Source organism: Martinezella hainanensis (assembly GCF_900094555.1).
GTDB lineage: Bacteria > Pseudomonadota > Alphaproteobacteria > Rhizobiales > Rhizobiaceae > Rhizobium > Rhizobium hainanense.
Map to the genome: position 1 here is coordinate 457,443 of NZ_FMAC01000006.1, position 25,830 is coordinate 483,272.

A 25,830-nucleotide genomic window follows, 5' to 3' on the forward strand; every position below is an offset into this window, starting at 1 on the left:
CTAAGCCACTCCAGGCATCAGCTTCCGCCGCGACGCCATTCCCGTCCTTGCGCGAAGCCGATTTCGAGCGCCGCAGCAAGCAGGCAAATCTTGATCGGCATGATGAGGACACCATCGCCCGGCGCGCTTGGGTTGCCAAAAACGAGCGAAATGGCCTGCGCAATCATCTGCCACAAGGGCAGATCATGCGGCCCAATGAGTCTGGATGTAGCGTACCAGGCCCAGGCCGATCCCCAATCCAGCAGCCGATACAGCAGAATGACTGATAGCATCAGCCCAAGACCGGAACCCAGGGTAAGCCCGACGCCCTCGGCTAAGGCACGATAGCGTTTCGCCGTCCCCGCGATGAAATGCGAAATGAAGTCGCGGATTGCCTTCGGCAACGACTGCCAGCGCGAGACGGCACGCGCCACGCGGCCTTCCGCCAGCGGACGTTCGCCATTGATGTCATAGCCATAGACCAAGGCGGCGAGCGTCAGCCAGACGACGGGATAGAGAGCATAGAGGAACAGGCCGCGCATTTGCCCGGAAAGGGAAAGCGAGGCATCTTCCGCCGTCGGCGGAAAGAGAGTTGCCGCTGCAGCATCGGCGACCGGGTTGAGAAAGCCGAAGAAATGCCCGATCGCTTCGGGAAGCTTGGCGATCCAGGAGCGGATATCGCCTTCCCAGTTTGAAATGACAAAGAGACCGATGAAGGCCCAGTTTGCCTCGCAAACGACGATGATGATCGCCCAGATCGGCGCTTTCGAACGCGCATGCATGAATTTGGCGAAGCGCCTGACCACCCAGGCGACGGCGACCGACACGAGGAGCCAGGCGCTACTGCCGAATTTCAGGGGATTATAATCCTCGCCGAACAGCATCAGGTCGAGCGAAAGCCTGGAATATTCCCTCACGGTATCGCCGAGAAAGCCCCAAGCTGCGTAGTAGGCGAAGAACGGCACGAGGGTCAGCGCGAGGATCGAGGTGAAGCCGGGCGTCGCAGAACTGTCGCCGGTATCGGCTTCCGGCCGGGCAGCCGCAACGCGCGAGGCGGCGTCAAGCGACGGCAGCCCGGGCCGCACGGTCTCGAACAGCGCGACGATGATGACAAGCTTCAGGAGCACGACAAGGGCCAGGGTAGAAAGCCCCGCCAATGCATTCAGCCGGCCAATCATGACGGCAAGTTCGTTGAGAAGCGAATTACCAATCAGCCCAAGCAGCCAGAGCGCCATCAACTGCGGCCAGAAGCGCCACAGCAGTTGCAGGGTCAGCGATGGCAGCCGGAGCGGCGGGCGGGTATCCTGGGAGAGAACCGTCATGACGCGTATAGTAGCAATCGAACCGCCAGTCGCCAAGACGCCGCTCAACCTGCCAAGCGAACGGATCGCCTGCGGCTGCCCGCAGGATCCATCAAACCTTTCGCACTTTGCGCCCGGTTCTAACGCCAACCGGTGCGGCAACGGAGGCACGTTTGACAAGCGAGCACTCCAGCTTGGTGATCTGGTAGCGGCGCTCACGAGGCAGCATGGCCGTTTCGAGATGTTCGATCGCCCATTGGCCCATGGCCATGTGGGGCAGGATCGAGGTCGTCAAGGGCGGCACGAGATGACGGCAGATGTCTTCATCGTCGTAGCCCATGACCGACATGTCCTCCGGAATGTGGAGCCCCGCCTCCTTCAGCGCTTCGTAGCAGCCGATGGCGGTGCGGTCGTTCTGGCAGAAGATCGCAGTTGGACGTTCGGGAAGCGAAAGCAGCTTCATGGTGCCGGAATAGCCGGCGCTCGCCGACCAGTCGCCTTCGATGACGAGCTCCGGATCGAATGGAATGTCGGCTGTTGCCAAGGCTCGGCGATAGCCGGTCAATCGATCCTGGGCGGCCTGCATCCACGGCTCACCCGTGATCGTCGCAATGCGATGGTGGCCATGCGAGATCAGATGCCGGGTCGCGGTCTGCCCGCCGGCGATCTCGCTCGGAACGACAGCCGGAAAGGCATAGTCGGACGTATAGCAATTCAGGAGAATGATCGGAATATTGAGATCGTAGAGATAATCCGGCACCTCCACCTCACGGGTGAATATCGTCATGTAGATGAGCGCCGAAATACCGCTGTTGCTGAGCGCCTTGATCGCTCTCGGCTCCATAATGGGATCGCTCATGGTCTGTGCGACGAGCAGAACGTTTCCGGCGTTCCAGCATGCCTCGCGAGCCCCCTCGATCGCAACGACGGCTTCCGGACTGGTGGCGAGCTGGTCGACGGCAAAGCCGATGACGCCATCGAGCTTCGAAGGCGACAGGAGCGCCGGCGGCGTGGCAAGCACGGGCGCGACATAGCCGAGCTCGCGGGCTGCCTCGATGACCCTCTCGCGGGTCTGCTGCGACAGGCGCATGCCGGGCGTATTGTTAAGAACGAAGGATACTGCGCTCTGCGAACATCCGGCCGCCTTGGCAATATCGGTCATCGTGACCCTGCTGCCGGAACGACGGCCGCTTCGCTTCGATATCCTGTTGTCGACGGCCGTGCGATCGCCGTTTGCGGCCGATATCTTCTTCATAACTGCGTCTCATCTCCCCTGAAGCGAAATCGGCCTACAATCCCCACGGCCGTTTTCATGCGCTAATATTTATTATCATCAATCGAGCAATTTCGGCAACCGGTGCAGATGCGCATACAATCATCACCCACATCTTCAGGCTCAAGATCTTTTGCAATTGAAGCAAATAGCTAGATTTTCGGGACTTCGGCGCTTAACCCGCGCGAAATTGTATTACTAATTCTATTTACTAATCGAAATTAGTCGTATACCGTCGCTCCCGTGGTTGGACGTGCCTTATCTCGCTTGGCGAGAAACCCTAGGAGGGGGTTCAGGACGGACGGCTGCGAGTTGCAACTAGATCCCGTCAGCGGATCTATGGGAGGATGATCATGAAGTACGTAACACGGGGCGCTGCCGCCTTTGCGGCAGGGTTGCTGCTGAGCTATGCAACGGCGACCTATGCCGCCGACAAGCCGACTCTCGCATTTGTGGTCAACGGCGCATCCGACTTCTGGAAGGCGGCCGAAGCCGGCGTCAAGAAGGCCCAGGCCGAACTGCCGGACTTCAATATGGAATTGAAATACCCTGAACAATCGTCGGTCGCGATCCAGCAGCGACTGATGGAAGATCTCGTGGCAGCCGGAGTCAAGGGCATCATGGTTTCCGCCGTCGATCCCAAGACTTCGACAGAGGGGCTGAACAAGATCGGCTCGGAAACCGCGCTGTTTACCACCGATAGCGACGCACCGGATACGAACCGCGTCGCCTATATCGGCTCATCGAACATCGATGCCGGCAAACAGGCCGCCGAAATCGCCAAGAAAGCCATGCCGAACGGGGGCAAATGCATCGGCTTCGTGGGGCTTCTCGGCGCCGACAATGCCAAGGAGCGCATCCAGGGCATGAAGGACGGCCTGGCGGGCACGAAGATCGAATTGACCGACGTGCGCGGCGATGACATCGACCAGACAAGAGCAAAGAAGAACGTCGAAGACGCGCTCGTTGCAAGCCCTGACGTCACCTGCATGGTCGGCTTCTATTCCTACAATACGCCGCGCATCTACGAAGCGCTGCGCGAAGCCGGCAAGCTCGGCCAGATCACCGTCGTCGGTTTCGATGATGATCCGATCACGCTTGGCGGCGTCAAGGAAGGAACGATCGCCGCAACGGTCGTGCAGCAGCCCTATCTCTGGGCCTATCAGGGCATGAAGCTGATGGCCGCCTATCTGAAGGGCGACAAGTCGGGGATCCCGGACGGCAAGCTCATCATCATCCCGACCAAGATCATCGGCAAGGACGATGTCGATGCCTATGCGGCCAATCTGAAGGCTATGGCAGGCAATTAAGGCCAGCCCGCAGCAGCGCCGGTTGCGGGGACCGGCGCTGCTCGAATGCAATTGCTCACGTCGCCGCGGCTCTCGAAGCCACATCGCACAGGCATGATATTCGTTATGAATCAACGCTCGGATACATTGGCATCGGCTGAAACCACAGCACCCTTTCTCAGCCTTTCGGGGATCGGCAAGACCTATCCGGGCGTGGTAGCGCTCGATAATTTCTCGATGGACGTCAGCCCCGGCGAAGTGATCGGTCTTGTCGGCGAGAACGGCGCGGGCAAATCGACGCTCATGAAAATTCTCGGCGGCGTGGTTAAACCGGATCACGGCAGCATTCGGCTCGATGGAGCCGAGCACGGTGCCTTCACGGTCGAAAGCAGCATCGCGTCCGGGATCGCCTTCGTCCATCAAGAGCTTAACCTATTTGAAAATCTCGATGTTGCGGCCAATATTTTCCTCGGCCGCGAACCACTGCGCGGCGGCGCCCTGAAGCTGGTCGACCGTACCCGCCTGCGTGAGATGGTCACCCCTCTGCTGAAACGCGTCGGCGCCAATTTCTCACCGGATACGCCGGTTGCTGCGCTTTCGCTTGCCCAGCAGCAGATGGTCGAAATCGCCAAGGCATTGTCCATCAATGCCCGCCTCGTCATTCTCGACGAGCCGACCTCGAGCCTGCCGCTCGCCGAGACGGAAAAGCTGCTGGCTGTCATATCCTCGCTGAAGGCCGAAGGCATCAGCGTCATCTTCATCTCGCACCGCCTGCATGAGGTCGAGCGCGTCGCCGATCGCGTCATCGTTCTGCGCGACGGCACACTTGTCGGCACGTTGCCGAAAGACGCGATCGACCACGATCGCATGGTGAAGCTGATGATCGGCAGGGCATTGGCTGCACGCTCCGTGGAGGCGGCCCGTCCGCCGGGCGATATCGCGCTGAAGATCGCGGCAATTCGCACCGCCGCCTATCCAACACAGCCCGTCAACCTGGATATCCGTTACGGCGAAATCCTCGGTCTTGCCGGCCTCGTCGGCTCAGGCAGGACGGAGCTCGCACGTGTCCTCTTCGGGGTCGATCACAGCTATGGCGGCAACATCGCCCTTGGCGGACGGGACCTGAGACTGCGATCGGCGAGGGACGCCGTCGCCAATGGCATTTTTCTCGTGCCGGAAGATCGCAAGCTGAACGGCATTCTGCTCGATATGCCGATTTCGCAAAACATATCCCTGCCCAACCTTCCCGCCTTCGCGCGCCGTTCCATGGTTTCGCCGGAGCGCGAAAATGCCGTGGCCGAAACGCAGCGCAGGCAGCTCGCCATCAAGACGCCATCGGTCTCAACCCGCACCGGCACGCTTTCGGGCGGCAACCAGCAGAAGGTCGTGCTCGCCAAATGGCTTGCCATGCACCCGAAGGTGTTGATCTTCGACGAGCCCACCCGTGGCATCGATATCGGCGCAAAGAGCGAAATCTACAGCCTGATGCGCAAGCTCGCGGATGCCGGCGTTGCGATCCTGATGATCTCGAGCGACATGGAGGAGGTGATCGGCGTCTCCGACCGCATCGCGGTCATGCATGAGGGCCGGATCTCCGGCATCCTCGAGAAGGATCAGTTCAGTCAGGAAAATGTGCTTTTGCTGGCCGTCGGCAAGACGCTACACTAGAGCGGTTCGGCTCCCCATGGAATCTTGAACCGCTCTATCTCATTGTTTTTATGCAATTCCGGACGGAAAGCCGCTGCGCAATTTTCCTGGAATTGCTCTAACGGCTGCTGCCAATGGGAATTGATATCGATGAGTAAGAAAGATCTGGGCCTGCTTCTGTTGATCGTCGTCGTCGGCATCGTCGTGACGATCATCAATCCGCGCTTCCTTCTGCCGATCAACCTCGCCAATACGTCGAACCTCATCGGCTTGTTTGGAATCCTGTCGATCGGCCAGGCCTTCGTCATCATCACCGGCGGCATTGAGCTTTCCGTCGGCTCGCTGGTTGCCTTGCTCGGCGTGCTGTTCATCGATTTCATCGCCGTCCAGAACATGCCCTGGGCAATTGCCCTGCCGCTGATCCTGATCCTCGGCGGCGTGCTGGGGGCGATCCACGGCTGGCTGATCACCCGGCTCAATCTCCAGCCCTTCGTCGTGACCCTCTGCGGCCTCCTGATCTATCGGGGTGCGGCGCGCTTCTATACAGCCGACGGCACGGCCGGCTTCGCCTTCGGTCAGAACTTTCCGACCTTGGAATTCCTGACCGCCGGCCGCTTCTACGGCGTGCCGAACACCTTCATCGCGCTCGTGATCATTGCTGCCGTCATGTGGATCGTTCTGCATCGCTCCGTCTACGGCCGCTATCTTTACGCCATCGGCAAGAATGAGGAGGCGGCAAAATATTCCGGAATCCGCACCACGAAGATGGTGACGATCTCCTACATCATCTGCGGCGTGCTGACGGCGCTTTCGGCGATCTATTTTGCCATGTACACCCGCTCCATCTCACCGGCGAGCCACGGGCAGTTCTATGAACTCTATGCGATCGCCGCGGCGGTTCTCGGCGGCTTCTCGCTGCGCGGCGGCGAAGGGTCCCTGATCGGCGTGGTGCTCGGCACGATCCTGCTGCAGGAATTGCAGAACCTCGTCAATCTGCTCGGCATCCCCTCTTCGCTCAACTTCGCCGTGATGGGTGGCGTCATCCTGATCGGCGTCCTGATCGATCAGCAATGGAGCGCCATCCGGGCGCAACGACGCCTGGTGTCTGCCGCACGCCAGACGGAAACGCGCCAGCCTGCCGAACAACCGCAGTCATAGTGACGTTGCAAGCGGAATTGACCCGAAGAGGCGTCATGCATGATCGGTGGCGCGACGTCACAGGCCGGTGTATTTCAGGAGAGCACCGACCTATTGCAGATTGGGCATCCGTCAGCATGCATGATGATCCCATGGGTTTCACAGCGGCCGAAGTTGCTCTCGGAAAAGGTCGAATGGATTGCCGCATCGTTTGGCCTGATATCGTGTGGTTCAAATGCCGACACAAGCATTCGAAAACGCATCAGGCACGGCATCAACCAGTCTTCTTTCGGCTCGTAGCCCAGCTTTTCCCAACCGATCTTCGATTCGGCGGCGGTAATCGCCCGGATCAGAAAATTCCGATCCTCGGCAAATGTTGCGATATGCCAGGGCATTTCGGCAATGTCGAAGCCCACCGCCCCAAGCCCCAAGACCGCCTGATCCCGCGATGCGATCCATGATGCAAACGCTTGCTCCGATCTCGTCTGCGCCAACGCCGACGCGGCAATGGCGACAACTTCCATGAAGACGTCGGTCAATCCGTTCTGCATCTGAATTGCAGGCAATTCCGGTCGAGCATTGCATGTTATTCGGTTTGCCATGGCTTTCGGATGGCTCCATTCACTGCTGGGTCATCGACGGAAAAGAACAAGCCCGATCTTGCTCAGGTCATCCACTTGCGGTGCTCAACGAAACGCTCCGCCAAGAGGTCGATGAACAAGCGCACTTTCGTCGGCAGATGACTACGGTTCGGATAGATCGCGCTGATCGTGAATTCCACGGCCCGATAGTCAGGCATGGCGCGCACGAGGCGACCGGCAGCAACCTCGTCGTAGACGATGAAACTCGGGGCAAGGAAGATGCCCTGCCCGCTTGCCAGGAGAAAGCGCAATGTCTCGGCGCTGTTGGAGACGACATTGCCAGAGATCTTGACCCCCACCTGCTTGCCATCGGCATCCTCGAAACGCCATTCATCGCCATAAGGGTAATAGGTATATTGCAGGCAATTATGCTCCGCGAGGTCGGCCGGCACCTTCGGCATGGGATGTGTGTCACGATATTCGGGCGAGCAGACGAGCATATGACGCCAGGGCGCAAGCTTGCGTGCGACAAGCGTCGAGTCCTGCGCAGGCAAGGTTCGGATCATGAGATCGTAACCCTCCTCGACCATGTCGATCGACCGTTCGCCGACGTTGAAATCGAGCGAGATCGCAGGATATTGCGTCATGAATTCGTTGACGACGGGGAGCAGGAAGCGGACGATGGCGCCGCTGGTATAGAGCTTGAGCGTTCCCCTCGGCATGGTGCTAAGGGCGCCCGCCGCCCGATCGGCCTCTTCGAGATCGGCCAGGATCTGCGAGGAGCGCTCATAATAATATTTGCCGGTTTCCGTCAGGCTGACCCGGCGCGTCGTCCGGTTCAGGAGCCGCGCGCCGAGGCGGTCTTCCAGCGATTGCACATGATTGCCCACCATGGTGACGGACATGTTGAGCCGGCGGGCGGCGGCTGAGAAACCACCACATTCCACCACCCGGCCAAAAACTGCGAGGCTGGTCAAACGATCCATATTGTCCTCGGATTATCCACTGTGACTTGATGATCCTTCCAGATTTGAGGAGATTATCAGAAGGACCGATCGGACGCATCTTCATCGCATCAAAAATGGCCCCATGCAAAAGGGGTGCTGCACTGAAGGAAACGAACAATGGTCGAACTCCCCCGCAACGAGGCGTTCAAGAACGCAAGTCAAGCCGATGCAGCTCCGGCCAGCGAGGTAGCCAAGTCTCCCGGTACCGAGGCTCCGCAGGGTGTAACGACCGAAGCGCCTGTCGCTGCCGCCACGCCCAAGGCAGACAGAAAGCTCATCAAGCGCGGCATGCTGATTGCTGCGCTGCTGGCCGGCGTCGCGGTCGCAGCCGACTTCGGCTATCGCTACTGGACGGTCGGACGCTTCGTCGAAGCCACCGACGATGCCTATGTGAAGGCCGATTACACCACGATTGCCCCGAAGGTCGCCGGCTATATCAAGGACGTGCTGGTCAACGACAATGACAAGGTCAAGGCCGGCCAGGTGCTTGCCCGCATCGACGACCGCGATTTCCAGGCAGCACTTTCCCAGGCAAAGGCGGATCTCAAGGCCGCGGATGCGGCGATCGCCAACATCGATGCACAGATCCAGCTGCAGCAATCGCTGATCGGGCAGGCCAAGGCAACGGTCGACGCGTCGCAGGCCTCTCTGGATTATGCTGTGTCGGATGCCGCGCGTTCGGCTCGCCTGATCACCAACGGCGTCGGCACGCAATCGCGCGCCGAAGAGACCGAATCGGCCAGAAAGCAGGCCGCCGCCGCTGTCGAGCGCGATCAGGCCGCGCTCGTCGCCGCGCAGAACAAAGTGCCGGTGCTGCAGACCCAGCGAGATCAGGCAGCCGCCCAGCGCGATCGCGCAGCCGCCGCCGTTCAGCAGGCTGAACTTAACCTGTCCTATACGAACATCGTCGCCGCCGTTGACGGCACCGTCGGCGCCCGCTCGATCCGCGTGGGGCAGTACGTGACGTCAGGCACGCAGCTGATGGCGGTAGTGCCGCTGCATTCGGTCTATGTCGTCGCGAACTTCAAGGAAACGCAGCTCACCTATGTACGTCCCGGACAGTCGGTCGAGATCAAGGTCGACAGCTTCCCCGACGCCACCATCAAGGGCCATGTCGACAGTCTCTCGCCGGCAAGCGGGCTTGAATTCTCGCTGCTGCCGCCCGATAACGCTACCGGCAACTTCACCAAGATCGTCCAGCGCATACCGGTGAAGATCGTCATCGACGACGAGCATCTGGCCGGGCTGTTGCGCTCCGGCATGTCGGTGGAGCCGGAAATCGATACCAAGGCCGCCCAAACATCGACCGCTGACGTGCAAGGATTATCCAGCCACGCTGGATGATCCTTCCCGATCTTCGTCGATTATCAGCTCAGCATCGTCATGAGATTATTCCGACATGACCCCGGAAGGAGACGCGTCGTGGCCACTCTTCAGATCGCCGCAAACAACAATTCAGCCGTATCCCAGGGCGCTGCAACCACTCCCGTTGCCGGACCTGCCATGAGCCCGCTGCGCATGTGGACCGCTGTGGTCGGTTCGACACTTGGTGCCTTCATGGCCGTTCTCAACATCCAGATCGTCAATGCCTCGCTGGCCGACATCCAGGGCGCGATCGGCGCCGGAACGGATGACGGCGGCTGGATCTCGACCTCCTATCTGATCGCCGAGATCGTCGTCATTCCCCTTAGCGCCTGGCTTGCCCGCGTCTTTTCCGTCCGCATCTACCTGCTGACCAATGCCATCCTCTTCCTGGTCTTTTCGGTCGGCTGCGCCTTTGCGGCCAACCTGCAGCAGATGATCATATTGCGCGCCATACAGGGCTTTTCCGGCGGCGTGCTGATCCCGATGGCTTTCACGATCATCATCACGCTGCTGCCGAAACCCAAGCAGCCGATCGGCCTTGCGCTCTTTGCCCTTTCGGCGACCTTCGCGCCGGCAATCGGCCCGACCATCGGCGGTTACCTCACCGAAAACTGGGGCTGGGAATATATCTTCTACGTCAATCTCGTACCCGGCATTCTCATGGTCGGCATGCTCTGGGCTTCGCTTGACCGTGCGCCGATGAACCTTTCACTGCTCGCCAAGGGTGATTGGCCGGGCATCATCACCATGGCAGTCGGCCTTGCCGCACTGCAGACCGTGCTTGAGGAAGGCAACAAGGACGACTGGTTCGGCTCGCCGTTCATCGTCCGTCTTTCCGTCATCGCCGCGATCTCGTTGACGCTCTTTCTCATCATCGAGCTTCGCGCCGCCCATCCGCTCCTCAATCTGCGTCTGCTGGTTCGCCGCAATTTCGGCTTCGGCATCGTTGCCAATTTCCTGCTGGGCATCGCGCTCTATGGCTCGGTCTTCATCCTGCCGATCTACCTGACACGCATCCAGGGCTACAACTCCGAGCAGATCGGCATGGTGCTTGCCTGGACCGGTATTCCACAGCTGATCCTCATTCCGCTGGTGCCGCGGCTGATGAAGCGTGTCGATGCCCGCCTGCTGATCGTAGTTGGCTTCGCGCTCTTTGCTGCCTCGAACTTCATGAATGTCCACATGACCGGCAACTATGCCAGCGACCAGCTCTTCTGGCCGAACATCGTGCGTGCCATCGGCCAGGCGCTCGCCTTCACGCCGCTGACTGCGATTGCAACGGCCGGGATCGAACAGGAAAATGCCGGCTCCGCCTCGGCGCTCTTCAACATGATGCGCAATCTCGGCGGCGCGGTCGGCATTGCGGCGCTGCAGACCTTCCTTACCAAGCGCGAGCAATTCCACTCGAACATTCTCACCAATTCCGTTTCTGTGTTCGAAGAGGCAACCCGCGACCGGGTAGCAAAATTGACCAACTATTTCATGAACCATGGGGTGAGCGATCAGGCGCTTGCCACGCACAAGGCGATCGTCGCCATCGCCTCCGATCTGCGCGCGCAGGCCAATATCATGGCCTTCAGCGACACCTTCTATCTGCTCGGCGTCGCGCTGGTCATCGCCCTCATCGCCAGCCTGCTTCTGAAGAAACCCGGCCACCTTTCCGGCGGTGCGGCACACTGAGCGCCGCACCTCAAAGAGGAGGAGATAGCCATGACTTTGCTGCATGACATGCCGAAGACCGCAAACGTCAATTCCAGAACGGACCGCGGCGGCGTCAACACCGCGGCTACCTTAAACCTGATCGAATGGCTGACGGGCGACGAATGCCATGCTCTCGATGAGGCCGGCCTCGTTGCCGGGCTCGGCCGTCGCCTGCAGGCCGTTGGGCTTCCCGTCGATCGATTGACGCTGCACCTGACGACGCTGCATCCCGAATTCATTGGCCGCACCTTCGCCTGGGCTCCCGGCGAGCCGGTCGAGATCCATGATCGCGAACATGGCTCGCGCCTCGCGCTCGCCAATACGCCGCTTATGAAGGCACAGGAAATGCGCGAGCCGCTCATCGTCGGTCCCGGCGAGAGCCCCCATGGGCGCTGGCAGCATATCGACATATTTTCCGGCCGAGGGCTGGTTCAACTGATCGTGGCACCGCTTTGCAATGCCGACGGGCCGATCAGCAGCGCCGTCTTCGCCACGCGGCGGCCCGGCGGCTTCACATCCAGCGAGCAGGACCTGATCGAACGCATCCTGCCGGCATTGCGCAACACCTGCGAGCTACGTGTTCTCAGACAATGCGAACTCAGCCTTCTCGACACTTACATCGGTCCGATGACGGCAAGCCGCATCCTGGCCGGACACATCCGTCGCGGGGAAATCGAATCGATGGAGGCAGCACTTCTACTGTGCGACCTGCGCGGCTTCACCGAGCTTTCCAATCGGCTGCCCGGCGAGACCGTGCTTGGGCTCTTGAACGCCTATTTTGACAAGGTAGTGCCGGCGATTACCCATGAAGGCGGAGAAGTACTGAAATTCATGGGCGATGCGGTTCTGGCATTCTTTCCAGGCATCGATGCGACCGGAGCCTGCAATGCCGCGCTGACGGCAGCAAAAACAATCCTCGGTGAAATAGGCGGCTTCGAATATGACGGCATCCACGTCAAGGCCGGCATTGCGCTGCACTATGGCGAGGTGAGCTACGGCAATGTCGGCTCCGGCAACCGCCTGGATTTCACCTTGATCGGCCCTGACGTCAATATCGTCAGCCGTATTCAGAACGTCTGTAGCGAAAGCGGTAAAGCGCTTCTGATGTCCGGCCCATTCCAGCAAAAGGCCGATATCACCGATGCAATCTCGATCGGGCGGCGGCAGCTGAAAGGCTTTGCCAAGGCGATGGAGTTGTTCGCGATCGCATATTGAAGCTGCCGATGAGGCGAGAGAGATGAGCCTTCGGGGCATTCCGTCGGTAGGCCGATTGCCTGGCTGGACTTCCCGTCTGAGTTTTCTCGTCAAGCATGTGTTGCATTAAATCAACAACCGCTTTTTCCGTTTCTGAATGGCTCCAGCTCAGATTTACAAACAATCCGAATGTATATAGCTCTTTCTTCAGGACCTAATTGGCTTGCGATCTGGTGGGGTGTTGTTTCAGCCGCCAGCTAACGAGGTTCCATCGGGGTGGGGATAGTACCGGCAGTCTATTGCAAATGCAGTGCCTGTTTTTTGCTTCCTGTTTATGGGGAGCACTTTCAGGATGGCCTATTATGCTCGCTCCTTGGATTACGTACGAATAGTTACAACCAGGAGTTTACAATGAACATCAAGAGCCTTCTTCTCGGCTCCGCTGCCGCTCTGGCAGCAGTATCCGGTGCTCACGCGGCTGACGCTATCGTAGCAGCTGAGCCGGAGCCGCTGGAATACGTCCGTATCTGCGACGCATACGGTGCAGGCTACTTCTTCATTCCCGGTACCGAAACCTGCCTCAAGGTCGGCGGCATGGTCCGTACCGAAGGCAAGTGGTACGACGCCTACAATGCCAACAGCCATAACGGTACGCTGTGGCATACCCGCGCTCAGCTGAGCCTCGACACCGCAACCGACACCGAATACGGCCCGCTGAAGACCAACACGGTCATCCGTTGGGACTGGCAGGAAGGCAACAGCACCAGCACCAAGCTGCTCTGGGCCAACATCAGCCTCGGCGGTTTCCTCGTCGGTAAGGCAGACTCGCAGTATAACTCCTACATCGGTTATGCCGGCGACGTCATCAACGACGACGTGATCTATGACGGCCCGTACGAACTCAACCAGTTGACCTACAACTACGATGCCGGCAACGGCTTCACGGCTGTGGTCTCGCTCGAAGACACCAACTCCAGCGGCTCGGGCGCTGCCTATGGCGCAAGCTGGGCATCCGACGACAAGGCCAACCACTACGCTCCTGACGTTGTTGCCGGTGCTGGCTTCAAGTCCGGCGCATGGGGCTTCAAGGTCGTTGGCGGTTACGACTCGATCAAGTCGGAAGGCGCTATCAAGGCTCGCGTCGATGCTGACTTCGGCGTCTTCTCGGCCTTCTTGATGGGCGGCTGGAACACCAACGGCGACAACCTCAACAAGTACGCTGGCACCAACCTCGATCGCTCGGCTTGCCCGGCTAACGATCCATCGAAGTGCGGCTGGGGTGACTGGGCAGTTTGGGGCGGCGTTGGCGTTCCGATCAACGAAAAGCTGAAGTGGAACCTGCAGCTCGCCTACACCGACTCCAAGATCTTCGCCGCTACGACGAACGTCAAGTGGAACCCGGTTAAGAACCTGCTCATCGAGCCGGAAGTCTCCTACACCAACTTCGATTCTGTGAACCAGGATCAGTGGGCTGGTATCCTGCGCTTCCAGCGTAGCTTCTAATACCGAATTACCTGGTCTACCTGGGACCGGGTACGGGAAGCCTGATGTACCGATCCATCAGGCTTCTCAAAGTGATCGGTTGACCTCCGATCAAAGCCGGAAGGATCCGGTTTCCCTCCGGGTCCTTCTTATTGCCCAAGCAAGATCAACGATGATTACGTCAATCCGGCGCGTAGAATCCCGCCTGATGGGCGGCTCGATCCAGCTCTTCCCTGAAATCGGGATGGGCAAGCGCAATCATCGCTTTTGCCCGCTCTGCCACCGATTTACCCTTGAGATTGGCCCAGCCATATTCCGTCACGACGATATGGATATCGTTGCGTGATGTCGTTACCGGCCCTGTCAGCGTCGGAACGATACGCGAAAGCGTTCCCTTGGCCGCCGTCGCATGGCAGGCGATGATCGAGCGGCCGCCGCGTGAGCCATAGGCGCCGCGGACGAAATCCACCTGCCCACCCGAGCCGCTGAACTGCCTTCCATTGACGAATTCGGAATTGCACGCCCCGTTGAGATCGATCTGCATCGTCGCATTGACTGACACCATACGATCATTCTGCGCGATGACGAACGGATTGTTCACGTAGTCGACGGGATGCGCTTCGACATGGGGATTGTCGTTCAGGAAATCGTAAAGCGGCTTGTCGCCCAGCGCAAAGGTGAAGATGGTTCGCCCGACATGGATCTGCTTGCGGCTATTGTCGACCACGCCCGCCTTGACCAGCGCGGCAAGTCCCGATGTCATCATTTCGGTATGGATACCGACGTGGCGATGGTGGGAGAGACCGGCACAAACAGCATCGGGCAATGCACCAATGCCCATCTGCAGACAATCGCCATCGTCCACAAGCCCGGCAATGATGGCGCCGATGGCATCATCGACTTCCGAACGGGGCGCAGCAGGGAGCACCGGCAAACTTGCGTCGTTCTCGACCAGAGCCGTGACGCTCGACACGGGGATCATGCAATTGCCGCGCACATAGGGCATGTTGGCATTGACTTCGAGGATCAGCCGAGTTCCCGGCTTGCGAGCGACCGCAAGCGCATAATCCGTACTGGCGCCGAGGCTGAAATTCCCGTCCGCATCCATGGGCGAGACGGTTGCGACCAACGTATCGACGCCGACATGCTCGACCAGCGAGCGCGGCACCTGACTGAAGTGGCACGGCACAAGGTCGCCAGCGGGCAACATTTCCGCCATTCGCCTCTTATCGAGGGCACGATCCACCGCTCCATGAAAATAACTCATGGGAATGATGCGGTCGCGCAAGTCGAAGTCGAGCACGCTGGAGCCGGCGACGCCTGTACAGAGCAGGTAGTAGAGCCGGATGTTGTCCACCGCCCCCGCCCGAGCACGCTCGGCCAGCGCCGCAAGAATGGCAGGCGGCTGACCGGCAGCGATCGGCATGGCGATCTTCGCGCCGGATGGTATCAAGGCAACGGCCTCATGTGCAGAGCGCACGCGTTCGCGATATTGCGTCTGATGATTAGCGGCCATCGAGTCCTCCCCTTGAATGCCACCGTCAGCACAATTGGCATCCACTGCGAGATCGCATACGGCCCTCCTCCGAGGCCGTTGCGAGCGCTTTCGCTGCAATAGGACGCGCTTACATAAAAGCGCCTAACCTGCTGTTTGCGCAAGACCCGAACATCACGCGTACACCGGCGAAAGCGAAATCGGGCCCAACCTTCGAATCGCGGCCGACACCGCAACCTCATCAAGGACAAGTTCCAAAGGTCAGGGAAACAGGAGGGATAATGTCAATCCTCCCTCCAGGCTGCGATTGACGGTGGAGGTCGTCAGGCCTCTACGTCGATTGTGCCCATCATACCGAGATCTTCATGCTCGAGGATGTGGCAGTGATACATGCGCTGCCCCGGTAAATCCTGTCGCAACAGGATACGCACCGTCTCGCCAGCCGCAACGTTCACGGTATCCTTCCAGGCCCGGTAGGGTGGCTTGGCGACCGCCCCATCCTTTACGCGTTCGACAACCTGGAACTGCGTCCCATGGACATGAAACGGATGATCCATATCCGCCTGGTTGGCAATTTCCCAAAGCTCGACCTGCCCGACCTTCGAGACTTCGTCAACGCGGTTCATGTCGAAGCTGGCGCCGTTGATGAGGAACTTCATCTCCATGCCGCCCATGGATTCCGTTAGCGCAAAGCGGCGCGTGACCGCCGGCGCGGCGAGGGGTTCAATGGTGCGCAGCTTCGCCGGCAGCGGCGGCACGGACGGCGCTGCCACCTCCGAGACATTCGCCGTCAGCAAGGTCATGCCGGCCTCTTCGGGCTTGCCCGGCCCCATCCACCCCCGCTCATAGTCGAGCGTGGTGAGCTTTGCCGCTCCCGGCTTGTCGAACGATACGATGAGCTCGACGCGCTCGGCGGGCGCAAGCAGAAACTCGCCGACGCCGACGGGAGCCTCGATAAGACCCCCATCCGTTCCCACGAGCATCATGTCGGCATTCTCGAATGTCAGCCGCAGGAACCGCGCATTCGTCGCATTGAAGAGGCGCAGACGACGCTTCTCCCCCTTTGCCACGGCCAGGACCGGATTTTTCTGACCATTGACCAGCACATGGTCGCCGACCCGCCCGTTCATCAGATCGATCATGTTGCTCTCCGGCATGCTTCCATCTTCGGCGAGCCGAAGATCGGTGAACATCAGGACCGTATCCCCATATTCGGTGGGAATCGGGTCATCCTTGGGTTTCACGAGGAAGATGCCTGCAAGCCCACGATAGACCTGCTCGGCGGTAAGGCCATGCGGATGAGGATGGAACCAATAGGATGCGGCACTCCCCGCCGGCAGATCGAAAGCATAGATGTGCTCGCTGCCCGAAGCGACGGGTTCCATGGGATTGCCATCCTGATCGGCGGGCACCGGCATGCCATGCCAATGAACCGTGGTCGGCTGGCCGGGAATGCCATTCTTGAAGCTGATCTCGATCCTGTCTCCTTCATGCGCTTCGATCACAGGATTTCCACCGTTGTAGAGAAGCACGGGCGTATCGAGCCCCTCGGCGAAGCGAGCAAGCCCCTGCTCCGCGGCAAGCCTTGCCTTGAACAGACCGGCTTCGCTGGCCTCGTTCATCAAGCGTGGCAGCTCGCGCAGAGGCTGGCCTTCCGGCAAGACGGGCTTGTTGCCGGCCTTGGGCATCATGTTGTGAGCGCCGTTTCCGCTCATGCTGCCCATGTCGTGCATCATCTGGGCCGTGGCAGACCCGGAAATCGCAAGGCCCGCCAGCCCCACGAGAAAACTACGTCGGTACATCGATTGCTTCCTCTTGCTCACCTGGAAGCGATACGCCCGTAGGGCCGCTCGCCACGGTGTCGCGCCTTTTGTCTCTGTGTCGAAGGTGACTTCGAGGAGCCACCTTCCGGTCGTCAATTGCCGTGCTCGGCGCACCGCCTCTTCATCACGGCAATCTTGCCTTCCGCCGGCTCTGCGCACTCACCGGGCCTGCGTCGATGAAGATCGGGGAGCCTGTGCATAATCTGAACCACTCAGTTTGCGACTGCCGGATAGCCGGCCTGTTCGAGAGCCTGCTGGAGCATCGGCTGAGAGGCAGCCGTCTCGATCTTGACGGTGCGCGCGTTAGGATTGGTCTCGATCCTGGCGTCTGGATCGACGGATTGGATTGCCTTGGTGACGGACTTGGCGCAGCCGCCGCAGGTCATGTTTTCGATTCTGAGTTCCATGAGAATTCTCCTTGGTTTTGATCTCACGGCGCTCAAGGTGGGGCTTCCAACCATGGTAAGGTCAAGTGTCATCCGACGAAAAAAATGCTATTGACCTTCCAATGGTTGGAAGCCTCACCTTCCCTTCACAATCAAATTCGGAGCGTGAAAGGACCTCCCATGAATAGTTCAGTTCGGCCATTGGATTTATCGACTGTCATATCTCTGCCTATCGAGGGCATGACTTGTGCATCCTGCGTGGGTAGCGTCGAGCGCGCCTTGAAGAACGTGCCGGGCGTCGATGCAGTATCGGTCAATCTCGCCACCGAAAAGGCGAGCATCACGACACACGCAGGCATCGATCACGCGGCACTCGTCCGGGCCGTCGAAAATGTCGGCTATTCCGTCCCGGAGAATTTCACCGCTGCGACAGGTTCCGTCGAGCTTTCGATCGAGGGTATGACCTGCGCCTCGTGCGTCGGCAGCGTCGAACGCGCCCTGAAAACCGTGCCTGGCGTGAGTGAGGCCACCGTTAACCTTGCAACCGAGCGGGCCACGATCAAAGGGGCGGCGGACGCGGCAAGCCTGATCGCAGCGGTCGAGAACGCCGGCTACGAGGCGAAAATTATAAGCGCCGACCGAGGGGACGAAGAGGCTGGGCGCGCGCAGAAGAAGGACGCCGAACGGCGAGAGCTCACCCGCGATTTCATCGTTGCCGCGATTTTGACGACGCCGGTCTTTCTCCTGGAGATGGGATCGCACCTCATTCCCGGCGTCCACGGTCTGATGGCAGAGACGATCGGGATGCAGCGGAGCTGGTACATCCAGCTTGCGCTGACGACGCTCGTCCTTTTCGTTCCCGGCATACGCTTCTACCAGAAGGGACTTCCTGCGCTCCTGCGCCTTGCGCCCGACATGAACTCGCTGGTCGCCGTCGGCTCATTGGCAGCCTATGGCTATTCGCTAGTTGCGACCTTCGCGCCTGGCCTGCTGCCATCGGGCACAATCAACGTCTATTTCGAAGCGGCGGCCGTCATCGTGACGCTCATCCTGCTCGGCCGACTGCTCGAAGCCCGGGCCAAGGGACGCACCTCCGAAGCAATCAAACGCCTGGTCAACCTACAGGCCAAGACCGCGCGCGTCCGGCGCGATGGCAGGGCCGCCGATCTACCGATCGGTTCGGTCGTTTCCGGCGATATCGTCGAGGTTCGTCCAGGCGAACGGGTACCGGTCGATGGCGAACTCATCGAGGGCGAGAGCTATGTCGACGAATCGATGATCACAGGTGAGCCCATCCCGGCCCTGAAGACGATTGGCAGTAACGTGGTTGGCGGCACGGTCAACCAGAAGGGCGCCTTTGCCTTCCAAGCGACCGCCGTCGGCGGCAATACGGTGCTGTCGCAGATCATTCGCATGGTCGAGGAGGCACAGGGCTCGAAGCTGCCGATCCAGGCCATGGTCGATAAAGTGACCATGTGGTTCGTACCAGCCGTGATGGCCGTGGCCGCCGTCACCTTCGCAGCCTGGCTCCATTTCGGTCCGTCACCCGCTCTCAGCTTTGCGCTGGTCAATGCAGTCGCCGTGCTGATCATCGCCTGCCCCTGCGCCATGGGGCTTGCCACCCCCACCTCGATCATGGTCGGCACCGGCCGCGGTGCGGAGCTGGGCGTGCTCTTCCGCAAGGGCGAAGCCCTGCAGCTGCTCAAGGACGCGAGCGTTGTCGCCGTCGACAAGACAGGCACCCTGACTGAGGGCAAGCCGGCGCTGACCGACCTGGAACCGGCGGCGGGCTTCGACCGCTCCGGCGTGCTGCGCCTGGTGGCGGCGGCAGAAGCAAAGTCTGAGCATCCGATTGCCCGGGCGATCGTCGAGGCGGCGATCTCCGAGGATCTGACGCTGCCAAGTGTATCGGATTTCGAATCGGTGACAGGCTTCGGCGTTCGGGCGACGGCCGGCGACAAACGTGTCGAGATCGGCGCGGATCGCTACATGGCCGAGCTCGGACTTGACGTCACAGGCTTCCGCGAAGTCGCCGAACGTCTCGGCAACGAGGGCAAGTCGCCGCTTTATGCCGCGATCGACGGCAAGCTCGCCGCAATCATTGCCGTCGCCGATCCGATCAAGGAAACGACGCCGGCAGCGATCAAGGCGATGCACGATCTCGGCCTGAAGGTCGCAATGATTACCGGCGATAATGCTCGCACGGCCAAGGCCATCGCCGCACGGCTTGGCATCGATGAGGTCGTGGCCGAAGTGCTGCCCGACGGCAAGGTCGAGGCCGTTCGCCGGCTCAAGCGCCAGCACGGCAAGGTGGCCTTCGTCGGCGATGGCATCAACGATGCGCCGGCTCTAGCCGAGGCCGACGTCGGTCTTGCGATCGGCACCGGCACGGATATAGCCATCGAGGCGGCCGACGTCGTCCTGATGTCGGGAAGCCTACAGGGCGTGCCGAACGCCATTGCCCTGTCCAAGGCGACGATCGGCAACATCAGACAAAACCTCTTCTGGGCCTTCGCTTATAACACGGCCCTGATCCCGGTCGCTGCCGGCGCCCTCTATCCGGCCTTCGGCATCTTGCTCTCGCCGGTCTTTGCCGCCGGCGCCATGGCCTTGTCGAGCGTCTTCGTGCTCGGCAATGCGCTGCGGCTACGTCGCTTCAGGGTCATCAACTAGCAATCGGACGCGGCCGGTCCTTTTCGGGCCGGCTGCCTTATGTCAGGAGAACATTCATGAATATCGGGCAGGCAGCAAAGGCATCGGGCGTCTCGGCCAAGATGATCCGCTATTACGAAGAGACCGGCCTCATTCCGGCGGCCGGCAGAACCGCGTCGGGCTATCGCGACTATTCGGATACCGACGTCCACATGCTGCGCTTCATCCGCCGGGCGCGCGATCTCGGCTTTGCCGTCACCGAAATCAGTGAGCTTTTGGAACTTTGGCGCGACGAAACCCGCCAGAGCGCGGAGGTCAAGCGCCTGGCTCAGGGCCATATCGAAGCGCTGAAGAAAAAGATCGCCGACCTGCAGGATATGGAGCATACGCTCACCATGCTCGTGAATGCCTGCCAGGGCGACCATCGCCCGCATTGCCCGATCCTGCAGCGGCTCGAGACCGATCAGGAAGACGAAAGCCCGGCGATCCGGCCGCGGACCGGCGCAATCCCGCGGCCCCTGCAGTGAGAGCGGACCCGGCGATGTAACCGCCATCGATTCGGCGGCGCTGCAGCTTTCCGGCCTGCGGCCTCTACAGGACTGGCGGCGGGTGCCTGCCAGCCTGGATAGCAATTCCCATATGCAGATCCTTTTACAACAGCGTCCTGCTGCGGTTCGTCAGCGCGCTTGTTGCCGACCCTCGACGCTCGGCCTCTCGGCGGGCGGCCGATGCCAGTCGATCCGCGAGATCTCGGACTGCGAAGAATTCAGGAAGAAGCCGTCGAAGTGAGGCGGGGCACGAGAATTGCGTCTATCGGTACACTCAGCCCTCGCTCGGCGCACGGGTTGTCAATATATCGCCGATCGCTGGACCATCTTCGATGGTGCCGTCTTGACCGCGGCGATATTTGACCCCGACCTCACAGGCGTGCGGCGCCATCTTCCAGATCCAGCCCTTGAGGTGACGGCCGGTGTCGGGAGGCGAGTAAAGCGGCATGTTGAAGCGCAGTCCGTCATCCTCGCCGAGATCGAGCGTGCACATGACCGTGCCTTCGCCATCGTCCTCTTCGTCAAGATTTGGATCGGCGACATGGGTGATCGTGGTACGAAGCGGCTCGACATGGATCATGGCCTGCAGGATGTGCGGAAGATCGTCAAAGGGCGGAGCCGCGCGGCCATCGCTCGGCTCTTCCACGAAAGCCTCATGTAGTGTGACCCGGCGGAAATAATATTCGCTGCGCCCCATTTTGTCCCAGCCGCCGATCGCCGTTGCGATATCGCCCAGCTCGTAGACGCGCAGCAGGAGGCTGGTTTCGCCCGAATGCATTGCCACGAGACGGTCGTCATTGTCGTCGCCACCCGAGGAATCGGCGCGCAAGACGATGTCGAGCGCAACGATCTCGTCACCGTCGGCATTGCCTGAGATTTCGTAGGTCCCGGTGTAGAAACGCACGTCGACCCGTTCCAAACTCCGATAATGGATACGCCAGAACAACAGGCTGTAGCGCCCATCTGGTCGGAGCGCCAAGAGCCTGTGCCAGTCGATATAGGAAGACAGATATAAGCCGGCTAAGCCTTGCCCGTCTGCGATATCCTCAAATGTGGTGCGATGTTCGACCGGCAGGGCATCGGCCACGGTCGTCGGCTTCTCGGCTGTCGGCTTCGGCGGATCGACGGCGTCGCGAAGACGCCGATGCATCTCGAAGGCATCGACCTTTGCGATCCGCAGCATCTGCATCGAAAACAGCATCTGGTCGATTTCATAGACTTCACCCGGTGAAAGCGCCCCACAGTCCTTACGTGCCGATTGTACCAATGTCGGCGAAATGAGGGATTCAAGCGACTGCCTGTCGCAAAGAAACCGATTGAAGAACTCGTCGAGGCTCCAGGCCAGGTCGCTCGTCCTTTTCGATACAGGATCGATGAAGACAACATCCTCGTCGGTTGCCGTCAGCTTGCGGTAATAGAGAAGGACGCCGAAGGGCGTCAGCGCAATCGGGATGCGCCGCACATCATCCGGCGGCGAAACGATCCAACGGTGAAGCACGGCCTGCCAAGGCCGCGGGTCGATCAGCGCGAGTTGCATATCGCCATAAAATCCGACCCCCTTGCGGCGCCACAATTCGAGAAGGCTGGCGGGAAGAACGCCTTCATAAGCGGCGACAAGCTCACTGTCGGCTCGGGAAACCTGCCGCGATGGCGGATGCGCTTCGATAAAGCAGTGAAGAGCGGGGCGGCGAAATGGGAGAACAAGACGATCAAACATAAGTTGTATATGGACGGCAGCATCCATCGGACAAGATGCCCGATCGCTCAGCCACACATACACCTTCCCGTCGCCCATGTGATCGGGGCGACAGGCTCAGACTTCCCCGTCAAGGAATTGCCGGAGGCGCGGCACGACGAAATCGAGGAAGACGCGCACGCGCTGCGGCATGCGAGCACCTCCCAGGAAGACCGCGTGAATCTGCTCTTCATCCGGCTCGACGACATCGGCGAGCACCTCGATGAGACGGCCGGCCGCAATGTCGGCCCGGACGTGATAGTCACCCATGCGGGCAAGCCCCACACCTGCCAGCGTCATACGCCGCACGGTTTCGCCATTGTTGGCAAGCAGCGAACTCGTCATGGCACGATCGACGATGCGGCCGCTTTCCCTAACCGGCCAGACGGGCGCAAGGCGGCGGAAATTAAATCCCAGGCAATTGTGCCGTGAGAGATCATCGACCGTCAGCGGTATTCCACAACGATCGAGATAACTGGGCGCGGCGACGATCTTGCGGCGAGCAATGCCGATGCGGCGCGCTATCATTCCCGAATCCGGCAGGGATCCCACCCGGAAGGCAATGTCGGTCCGGTCGAGATAGAGGTCGACGATTTCATCGGATAGCGAAAGGTCGACCACGACATTGGGGTAGATCCGCCAGAATTCCGGCAAGAGCGGCTCGAGGCCGAGCACGCCCAGGGCTACCGAGATGTTGACCCGCAGGGTGCCACCTGTCGTCGTCGCACCCTGCGCCAGCTCCTGTTCGACCTCGTCGAGATCGTGCAGCAGGGCCTGGCTGCGCTCATAATAGATCCGACCCTCCAAGGTCAGCGACAGCCGGCGGGTGGAACGCTCGACAAGCCGCACGCCGAGTCTTGCTTCGATGCGTGAGATCAGCTTGCTGACGGTTGACGGCGTCATGCGCAGCAAGCGTGCCGCTTCGGAAAAGCTACCGGCTTCCACCACGCGAAGAAATACCTGCATCTCGCCCGCACGATTGTCCATGAAACACCCGTCTTTGATTTTGTTTCACAAATAATGTGAAAACTCACCCAATTATCAAGTGCGAATGCTCCCTCTATTTCATAGGCCGAAGAGATTGCGCCCTCGAATCCGGCGCTCGATCCATTCAAGGCGGCCAAAGCCGCCGAGGCTTTCAAAAGGAGTTTTCGATGCTCACCGTTACTGCCCATGGCGCAACAATTCCCGCGCTCGGCTTCGGCGTCTTCCGTATGTCGGACGCAGAAGTGGAGCGCGTCATCCCGGCCGCACTGGAGGCCGGTTTCCGTCATTTCGACACCGCACAGATCTACCAGAACGAGGAAGCGCTCGGCCGAGCCCTTCAATCGGCCGGCGCACGACGCGACGACCTGTTCCTGACCACGAAGGTCTGGGTCGACAATTATAGCAACGAGAAGTTCGCCGCTTCGGTCGAAGAGAGCCTCGACAAGCTCAAGACCGACCGGGTCGATCTGCTCCTGCTGCACTGGCCGACCGACAAGGTGTCGGTCGCCGACCAGATCGAGATGCTGAACACGGTGAAGGCCGCCGGCAAGACCCGTTTCGTCGGCGTCAGCAACCAGAATATCGCGCAGATGCGCGAATCGGTCAGGCTTTCCAGCACGCCGATCGTGACCAATCAGGTCGAGATCCACCCCTACCTGCCCCAGCACGCGCTCGCCGCAGTCGCAAAGGCAAGCGGTCTTGCGATCACCGCTTATTACGGCATGGCCGACGGCGCGGTGCCGAAGGATCAGGTGCTGCAGCAAATCGGCGCCCGATACGGCAAGAGCGCTGCGCAGGTCGGCCTACGCTGGCTGATCCAGCAGGGTCACATCGCCCTCTCCAAGACCGCCAATCCCGCGCGCGCCAAGGAGAACATCGCGATCTTCGACTTCAACCTCGACGAGGCCGATATGGCCGCCATCGCCAATCTCGCTCGTCCGGATGGCCGGATCGTCAGCCCTCCCGGCCTTGCTCCGGAATGGGATGTCTAAGGAGATTTTAACATGAACGCCCACGTTTCGACGGCCGAAAAGGCGCAAACATCCTCTCATGCGCAATGGGCGCTTCTCGCCCTTGCAATCGGCGCCTTTGGCATCGGTACAACCGAGTTTTCGCCGATGGGGCTTCTCCCGGTGATCGCCAAAGGGGTCGACGTCTCGATCCCGACCGCCGGCCTCCTGATCAGTGCCTATGCGATCGGCGTCATGGTTGGTGCGCCCTTCATGACGCTGGCTTTCAGCCGCTTCGGCAAGCGCACCGCGCTGATGCTGCTGATGAGCATCTTCACGGTCGGCAATCTCATGTCGGCCATGGCGCCCGGCTATTTCACACTGCTGCTTGCCCGGCTCGTCACGAGTCTCAATCACGGCGCCTTCTTCGGTCTCGGTGCCGTCGTGGCGGCAAGCGTGGTACCGAAGGAAAAGCAGGCAAGTGCGGTCGCAGCCATGTTCATGGGACTGACAATCGCCAATATCGGCGGCGTTCCGGCCGCGACCTGGGTCGGTCAGGCAATCGGTTGGCGCATGGCCTTTGCCGGGACGGCTTTGATTGGCGTCGCCGCCATCGCGGCGCTGTGGATCGCTCTTCCGAAAGGCGAGCGCGGTGCGATGCCCGATGTCAGGAGGGAGTTGGCCGTGCTTACTCATCCTACGGTGCTCATTGCCATGGCAACCACCGTCATGGGTGCAGGCGCGATGTTCTCGCTGTACACCTATGTTGCTCCGGCGCTCACCGAACTCACTGGCGCATCCAATAGCTTCGTGACCCTCGGGCTGGTCCTGATCGGCGTCGGCTTCACGATCGGCAACTGGCTGGGCGGCCGGCTGGCCGACTGGTCGCTCGACGGCGCAACCAAGATCTTCCTGGCTCTGCTCGCGGCCATCATGTTCGTGCTGCCGCTCGCGATGGTCACCCACGTGGGTGCCGCCATCGGCCTGCTTCTTTGGGGTGGCGCAGCATTTGCCATCGTCCCGCCCGTGCAGATGCGCGTCATGGAAGCAGCAGCAGAGGCCCCGGGCCTTGCTTCCTCCATCAATGTCGGGGCCTTCAACCTCGGCAATGCCTTGGGGGCTGCAACCGGTGCTGCCGTGATCAGCCTTGGCTTCGGCTATGCGGCGGTTTCGATCGCTGGTGGCCTGCTCGCCGCAGCCGGCCTGGCGCTGGTGTTGATCGGCACCCGCAGATCGTCGTCGCTCCCGGCAAATTGCGGCGCCTGATCAATCCGCTGGCCGCCAATCAGGTATCGAGG

20 protein-coding genes are annotated in these 25,830 nt (G+C 60.4%); 11 read left to right on the forward strand and 9 right to left on the reverse strand.

Going from position 1 to position 25,830, the window contains the following annotated elements:
• Window positions 1-17: 17 nt before the first annotated feature.
• Both GA0061100_RS21250 and GA0061100_RS21255 read right to left on the reverse strand, forming a co-directional pair.
• Window positions 18-1,301, reverse strand: a complete 1,284-nt coding sequence (locus GA0061100_RS21250) for a hypothetical protein (protein ID WP_075854705.1) — start codon at window positions 1,299-1,301, stop codon at window positions 18-20.
• A gap of 91 nt (window positions 1,302-1,392) precedes the next feature.
• Complete coding sequence (locus tag GA0061100_RS21255; protein ID WP_244557906.1) at window positions 1,393-2,535, reverse strand: LacI family DNA-binding transcriptional regulator; 1,143 nt, start codon at window positions 2,533-2,535, stop codon at window positions 1,393-1,395.
• A 371-nt stretch (window positions 2,536-2,906) separates the two neighbouring features.
• Between GA0061100_RS21255 and GA0061100_RS21260 the strand changes: the two genes are divergently transcribed.
• From GA0061100_RS21260 to GA0061100_RS21270, 3 genes are all read left to right on the forward strand, one after another.
• A complete protein-coding gene (locus tag GA0061100_RS21260; RefSeq protein WP_075854782.1) occupies window positions 2,907-3,863 on the forward strand; it encodes a sugar-binding protein in 957 nt (318 codons plus the stop codon).
• 105 nt (window positions 3,864-3,968) lie between these two features.
• On the forward strand, window positions 3,969-5,510 hold the full coding sequence (locus tag GA0061100_RS21265) for a sugar ABC transporter ATP-binding protein (RefSeq protein ID WP_075854706.1): 1,542 nt from the start codon (window positions 3,969-3,971) through the stop codon (window positions 5,508-5,510).
• A gap of 129 nt (window positions 5,511-5,639) precedes the next feature.
• On the forward strand, window positions 5,640-6,647 hold the full coding sequence (locus tag GA0061100_RS21270; protein WP_075854707.1) for an ABC transporter permease: 1,008 nt from the start codon (window positions 5,640-5,642) through the stop codon (window positions 6,645-6,647).
• Between the two features lie 74 nt (window positions 6,648-6,721).
• On the opposite strand, the gene GA0061100_RS21275 is transcribed toward GA0061100_RS21270, so the two are convergent.
• Both GA0061100_RS21275 and GA0061100_RS21280 read right to left on the reverse strand, forming a co-directional pair.
• Complete coding sequence (locus tag GA0061100_RS21275) at window positions 6,722-7,165, reverse strand: hypothetical protein (RefSeq protein WP_143525487.1); 444 nt, start codon at window positions 7,163-7,165, stop codon at window positions 6,722-6,724.
• Between the two features lie 125 nt (window positions 7,166-7,290).
• Window positions 7,291-8,193 (reverse strand): LysR family transcriptional regulator, encoded by a 903-nt coding sequence (locus GA0061100_RS21280; protein ID WP_075854709.1) that lies wholly within the window; start codon window positions 8,191-8,193, stop codon window positions 7,291-7,293.
• A 138-nt stretch (window positions 8,194-8,331) separates the two neighbouring features.
• Between GA0061100_RS21280 and GA0061100_RS21285 the strand changes: the two genes are divergently transcribed.
• The 4 genes from GA0061100_RS21285 (at window position 8,332) to GA0061100_RS21300 (ending at window position 13,977) form a co-directional block, all read left to right on the forward strand.
• A complete protein-coding gene (locus tag GA0061100_RS21285) occupies window positions 8,332-9,558 on the forward strand; it encodes an HlyD family secretion protein (RefSeq protein WP_075854710.1) in 1,227 nt (408 codons plus the stop codon).
• Between the two features lie 78 nt (window positions 9,559-9,636).
• Window positions 9,637-11,259, forward strand: coding sequence for an MDR family MFS transporter (locus GA0061100_RS21290; protein ID WP_075854711.1), 1,623 nt, complete (start codon window positions 9,637-9,639; stop codon window positions 11,257-11,259).
• Between the two features lie 30 nt (window positions 11,260-11,289).
• Window positions 11,290-12,495, forward strand: a complete 1,206-nt coding sequence (locus GA0061100_RS21295; RefSeq protein WP_083961400.1) for an adenylate/guanylate cyclase domain-containing protein — start codon at window positions 11,290-11,292, stop codon at window positions 12,493-12,495.
• A gap of 390 nt (window positions 12,496-12,885) precedes the next feature.
• Complete coding sequence (locus GA0061100_RS21300; protein ID WP_075854712.1) at window positions 12,886-13,977, forward strand: porin; 1,092 nt, start codon at window positions 12,886-12,888, stop codon at window positions 13,975-13,977.
• A gap of 160 nt (window positions 13,978-14,137) precedes the next feature.
• Here the strand turns inward: GA0061100_RS21300 and GA0061100_RS21305 are convergent, their stop codons facing one another.
• The 3 genes from GA0061100_RS21305 to GA0061100_RS21315 form a co-directional block, all read right to left on the reverse strand.
• Window positions 14,138-15,472, reverse strand: coding sequence for an acetyl-CoA hydrolase/transferase family protein (locus tag GA0061100_RS21305; RefSeq protein ID WP_075854713.1), 1,335 nt, complete (start codon window positions 15,470-15,472; stop codon window positions 14,138-14,140).
• 302 nt (window positions 15,473-15,774) lie between these two features.
• Window positions 15,775-17,253 carry a multicopper oxidase family protein gene (locus GA0061100_RS21310; RefSeq protein WP_075854714.1) on the reverse strand — a complete coding sequence of 493 codons (1,479 nt, stop codon included), beginning with the start codon at window positions 17,251-17,253 and terminating at the stop codon, window positions 15,775-15,777.
• A 233-nt stretch (window positions 17,254-17,486) separates the two neighbouring features.
• Complete coding sequence (locus GA0061100_RS21315) at window positions 17,487-17,681, reverse strand: heavy-metal-associated domain-containing protein (RefSeq protein WP_075854715.1); 195 nt, start codon at window positions 17,679-17,681, stop codon at window positions 17,487-17,489.
• Window positions 17,682-17,840: 159 nt separating this feature from the next.
• Here GA0061100_RS21315 and GA0061100_RS21320 point away from each other — a divergent pair, with 159 nt between their 5' ends.
• Both GA0061100_RS21320 and cueR read left to right on the forward strand, forming a co-directional pair.
• On the forward strand, window positions 17,841-20,333 hold the full coding sequence (locus tag GA0061100_RS21320) for a heavy metal translocating P-type ATPase (protein ID WP_075854716.1): 2,493 nt from the start codon (window positions 17,841-17,843) through the stop codon (window positions 20,331-20,333).
• A 56-nt stretch (window positions 20,334-20,389) separates the two neighbouring features.
• Window positions 20,390-20,839: a Cu(I)-responsive transcriptional regulator gene (cueR, locus tag GA0061100_RS21325; RefSeq protein WP_075854717.1), complete on the forward strand. Its 450-nt coding sequence runs from the start codon at window positions 20,390-20,392 to the stop codon at window positions 20,837-20,839.
• 295 nt (window positions 20,840-21,134) lie between these two features.
• Here cueR and GA0061100_RS21330 read toward each other — a convergent pair whose 3' ends face one another.
• Window positions 21,135-22,577 (reverse strand): GAD-like domain-containing protein, encoded by a 1,443-nt coding sequence (locus GA0061100_RS21330; protein WP_075854718.1) that lies wholly within the window; start codon window positions 22,575-22,577, stop codon window positions 21,135-21,137.
• A 96-nt stretch (window positions 22,578-22,673) separates the two neighbouring features.
• Window positions 22,674-23,582, reverse strand: coding sequence for a LysR family transcriptional regulator (locus GA0061100_RS21335; protein WP_075854719.1), 909 nt, complete (start codon window positions 23,580-23,582; stop codon window positions 22,674-22,676).
• Between the two features lie 167 nt (window positions 23,583-23,749).
• On the opposite strand from GA0061100_RS21335, the gene GA0061100_RS21340 reads away from it, so the two are divergent.
• Together GA0061100_RS21340 and GA0061100_RS21345 are read left to right on the forward strand one after the other, a co-directional pair.
• A complete protein-coding gene (locus tag GA0061100_RS21340) occupies window positions 23,750-24,574 on the forward strand; it encodes an aldo/keto reductase (RefSeq protein ID WP_075854720.1) in 825 nt (274 codons plus the stop codon).
• Window positions 24,575-24,586: 12 nt separating this feature from the next.
• Complete coding sequence (locus tag GA0061100_RS21345) at window positions 24,587-25,798, forward strand: MFS transporter (RefSeq protein WP_075854721.1); 1,212 nt, start codon at window positions 24,587-24,589, stop codon at window positions 25,796-25,798.
• The last annotated feature ends 32 nt before the right edge of the window (window positions 25,799-25,830 follow it).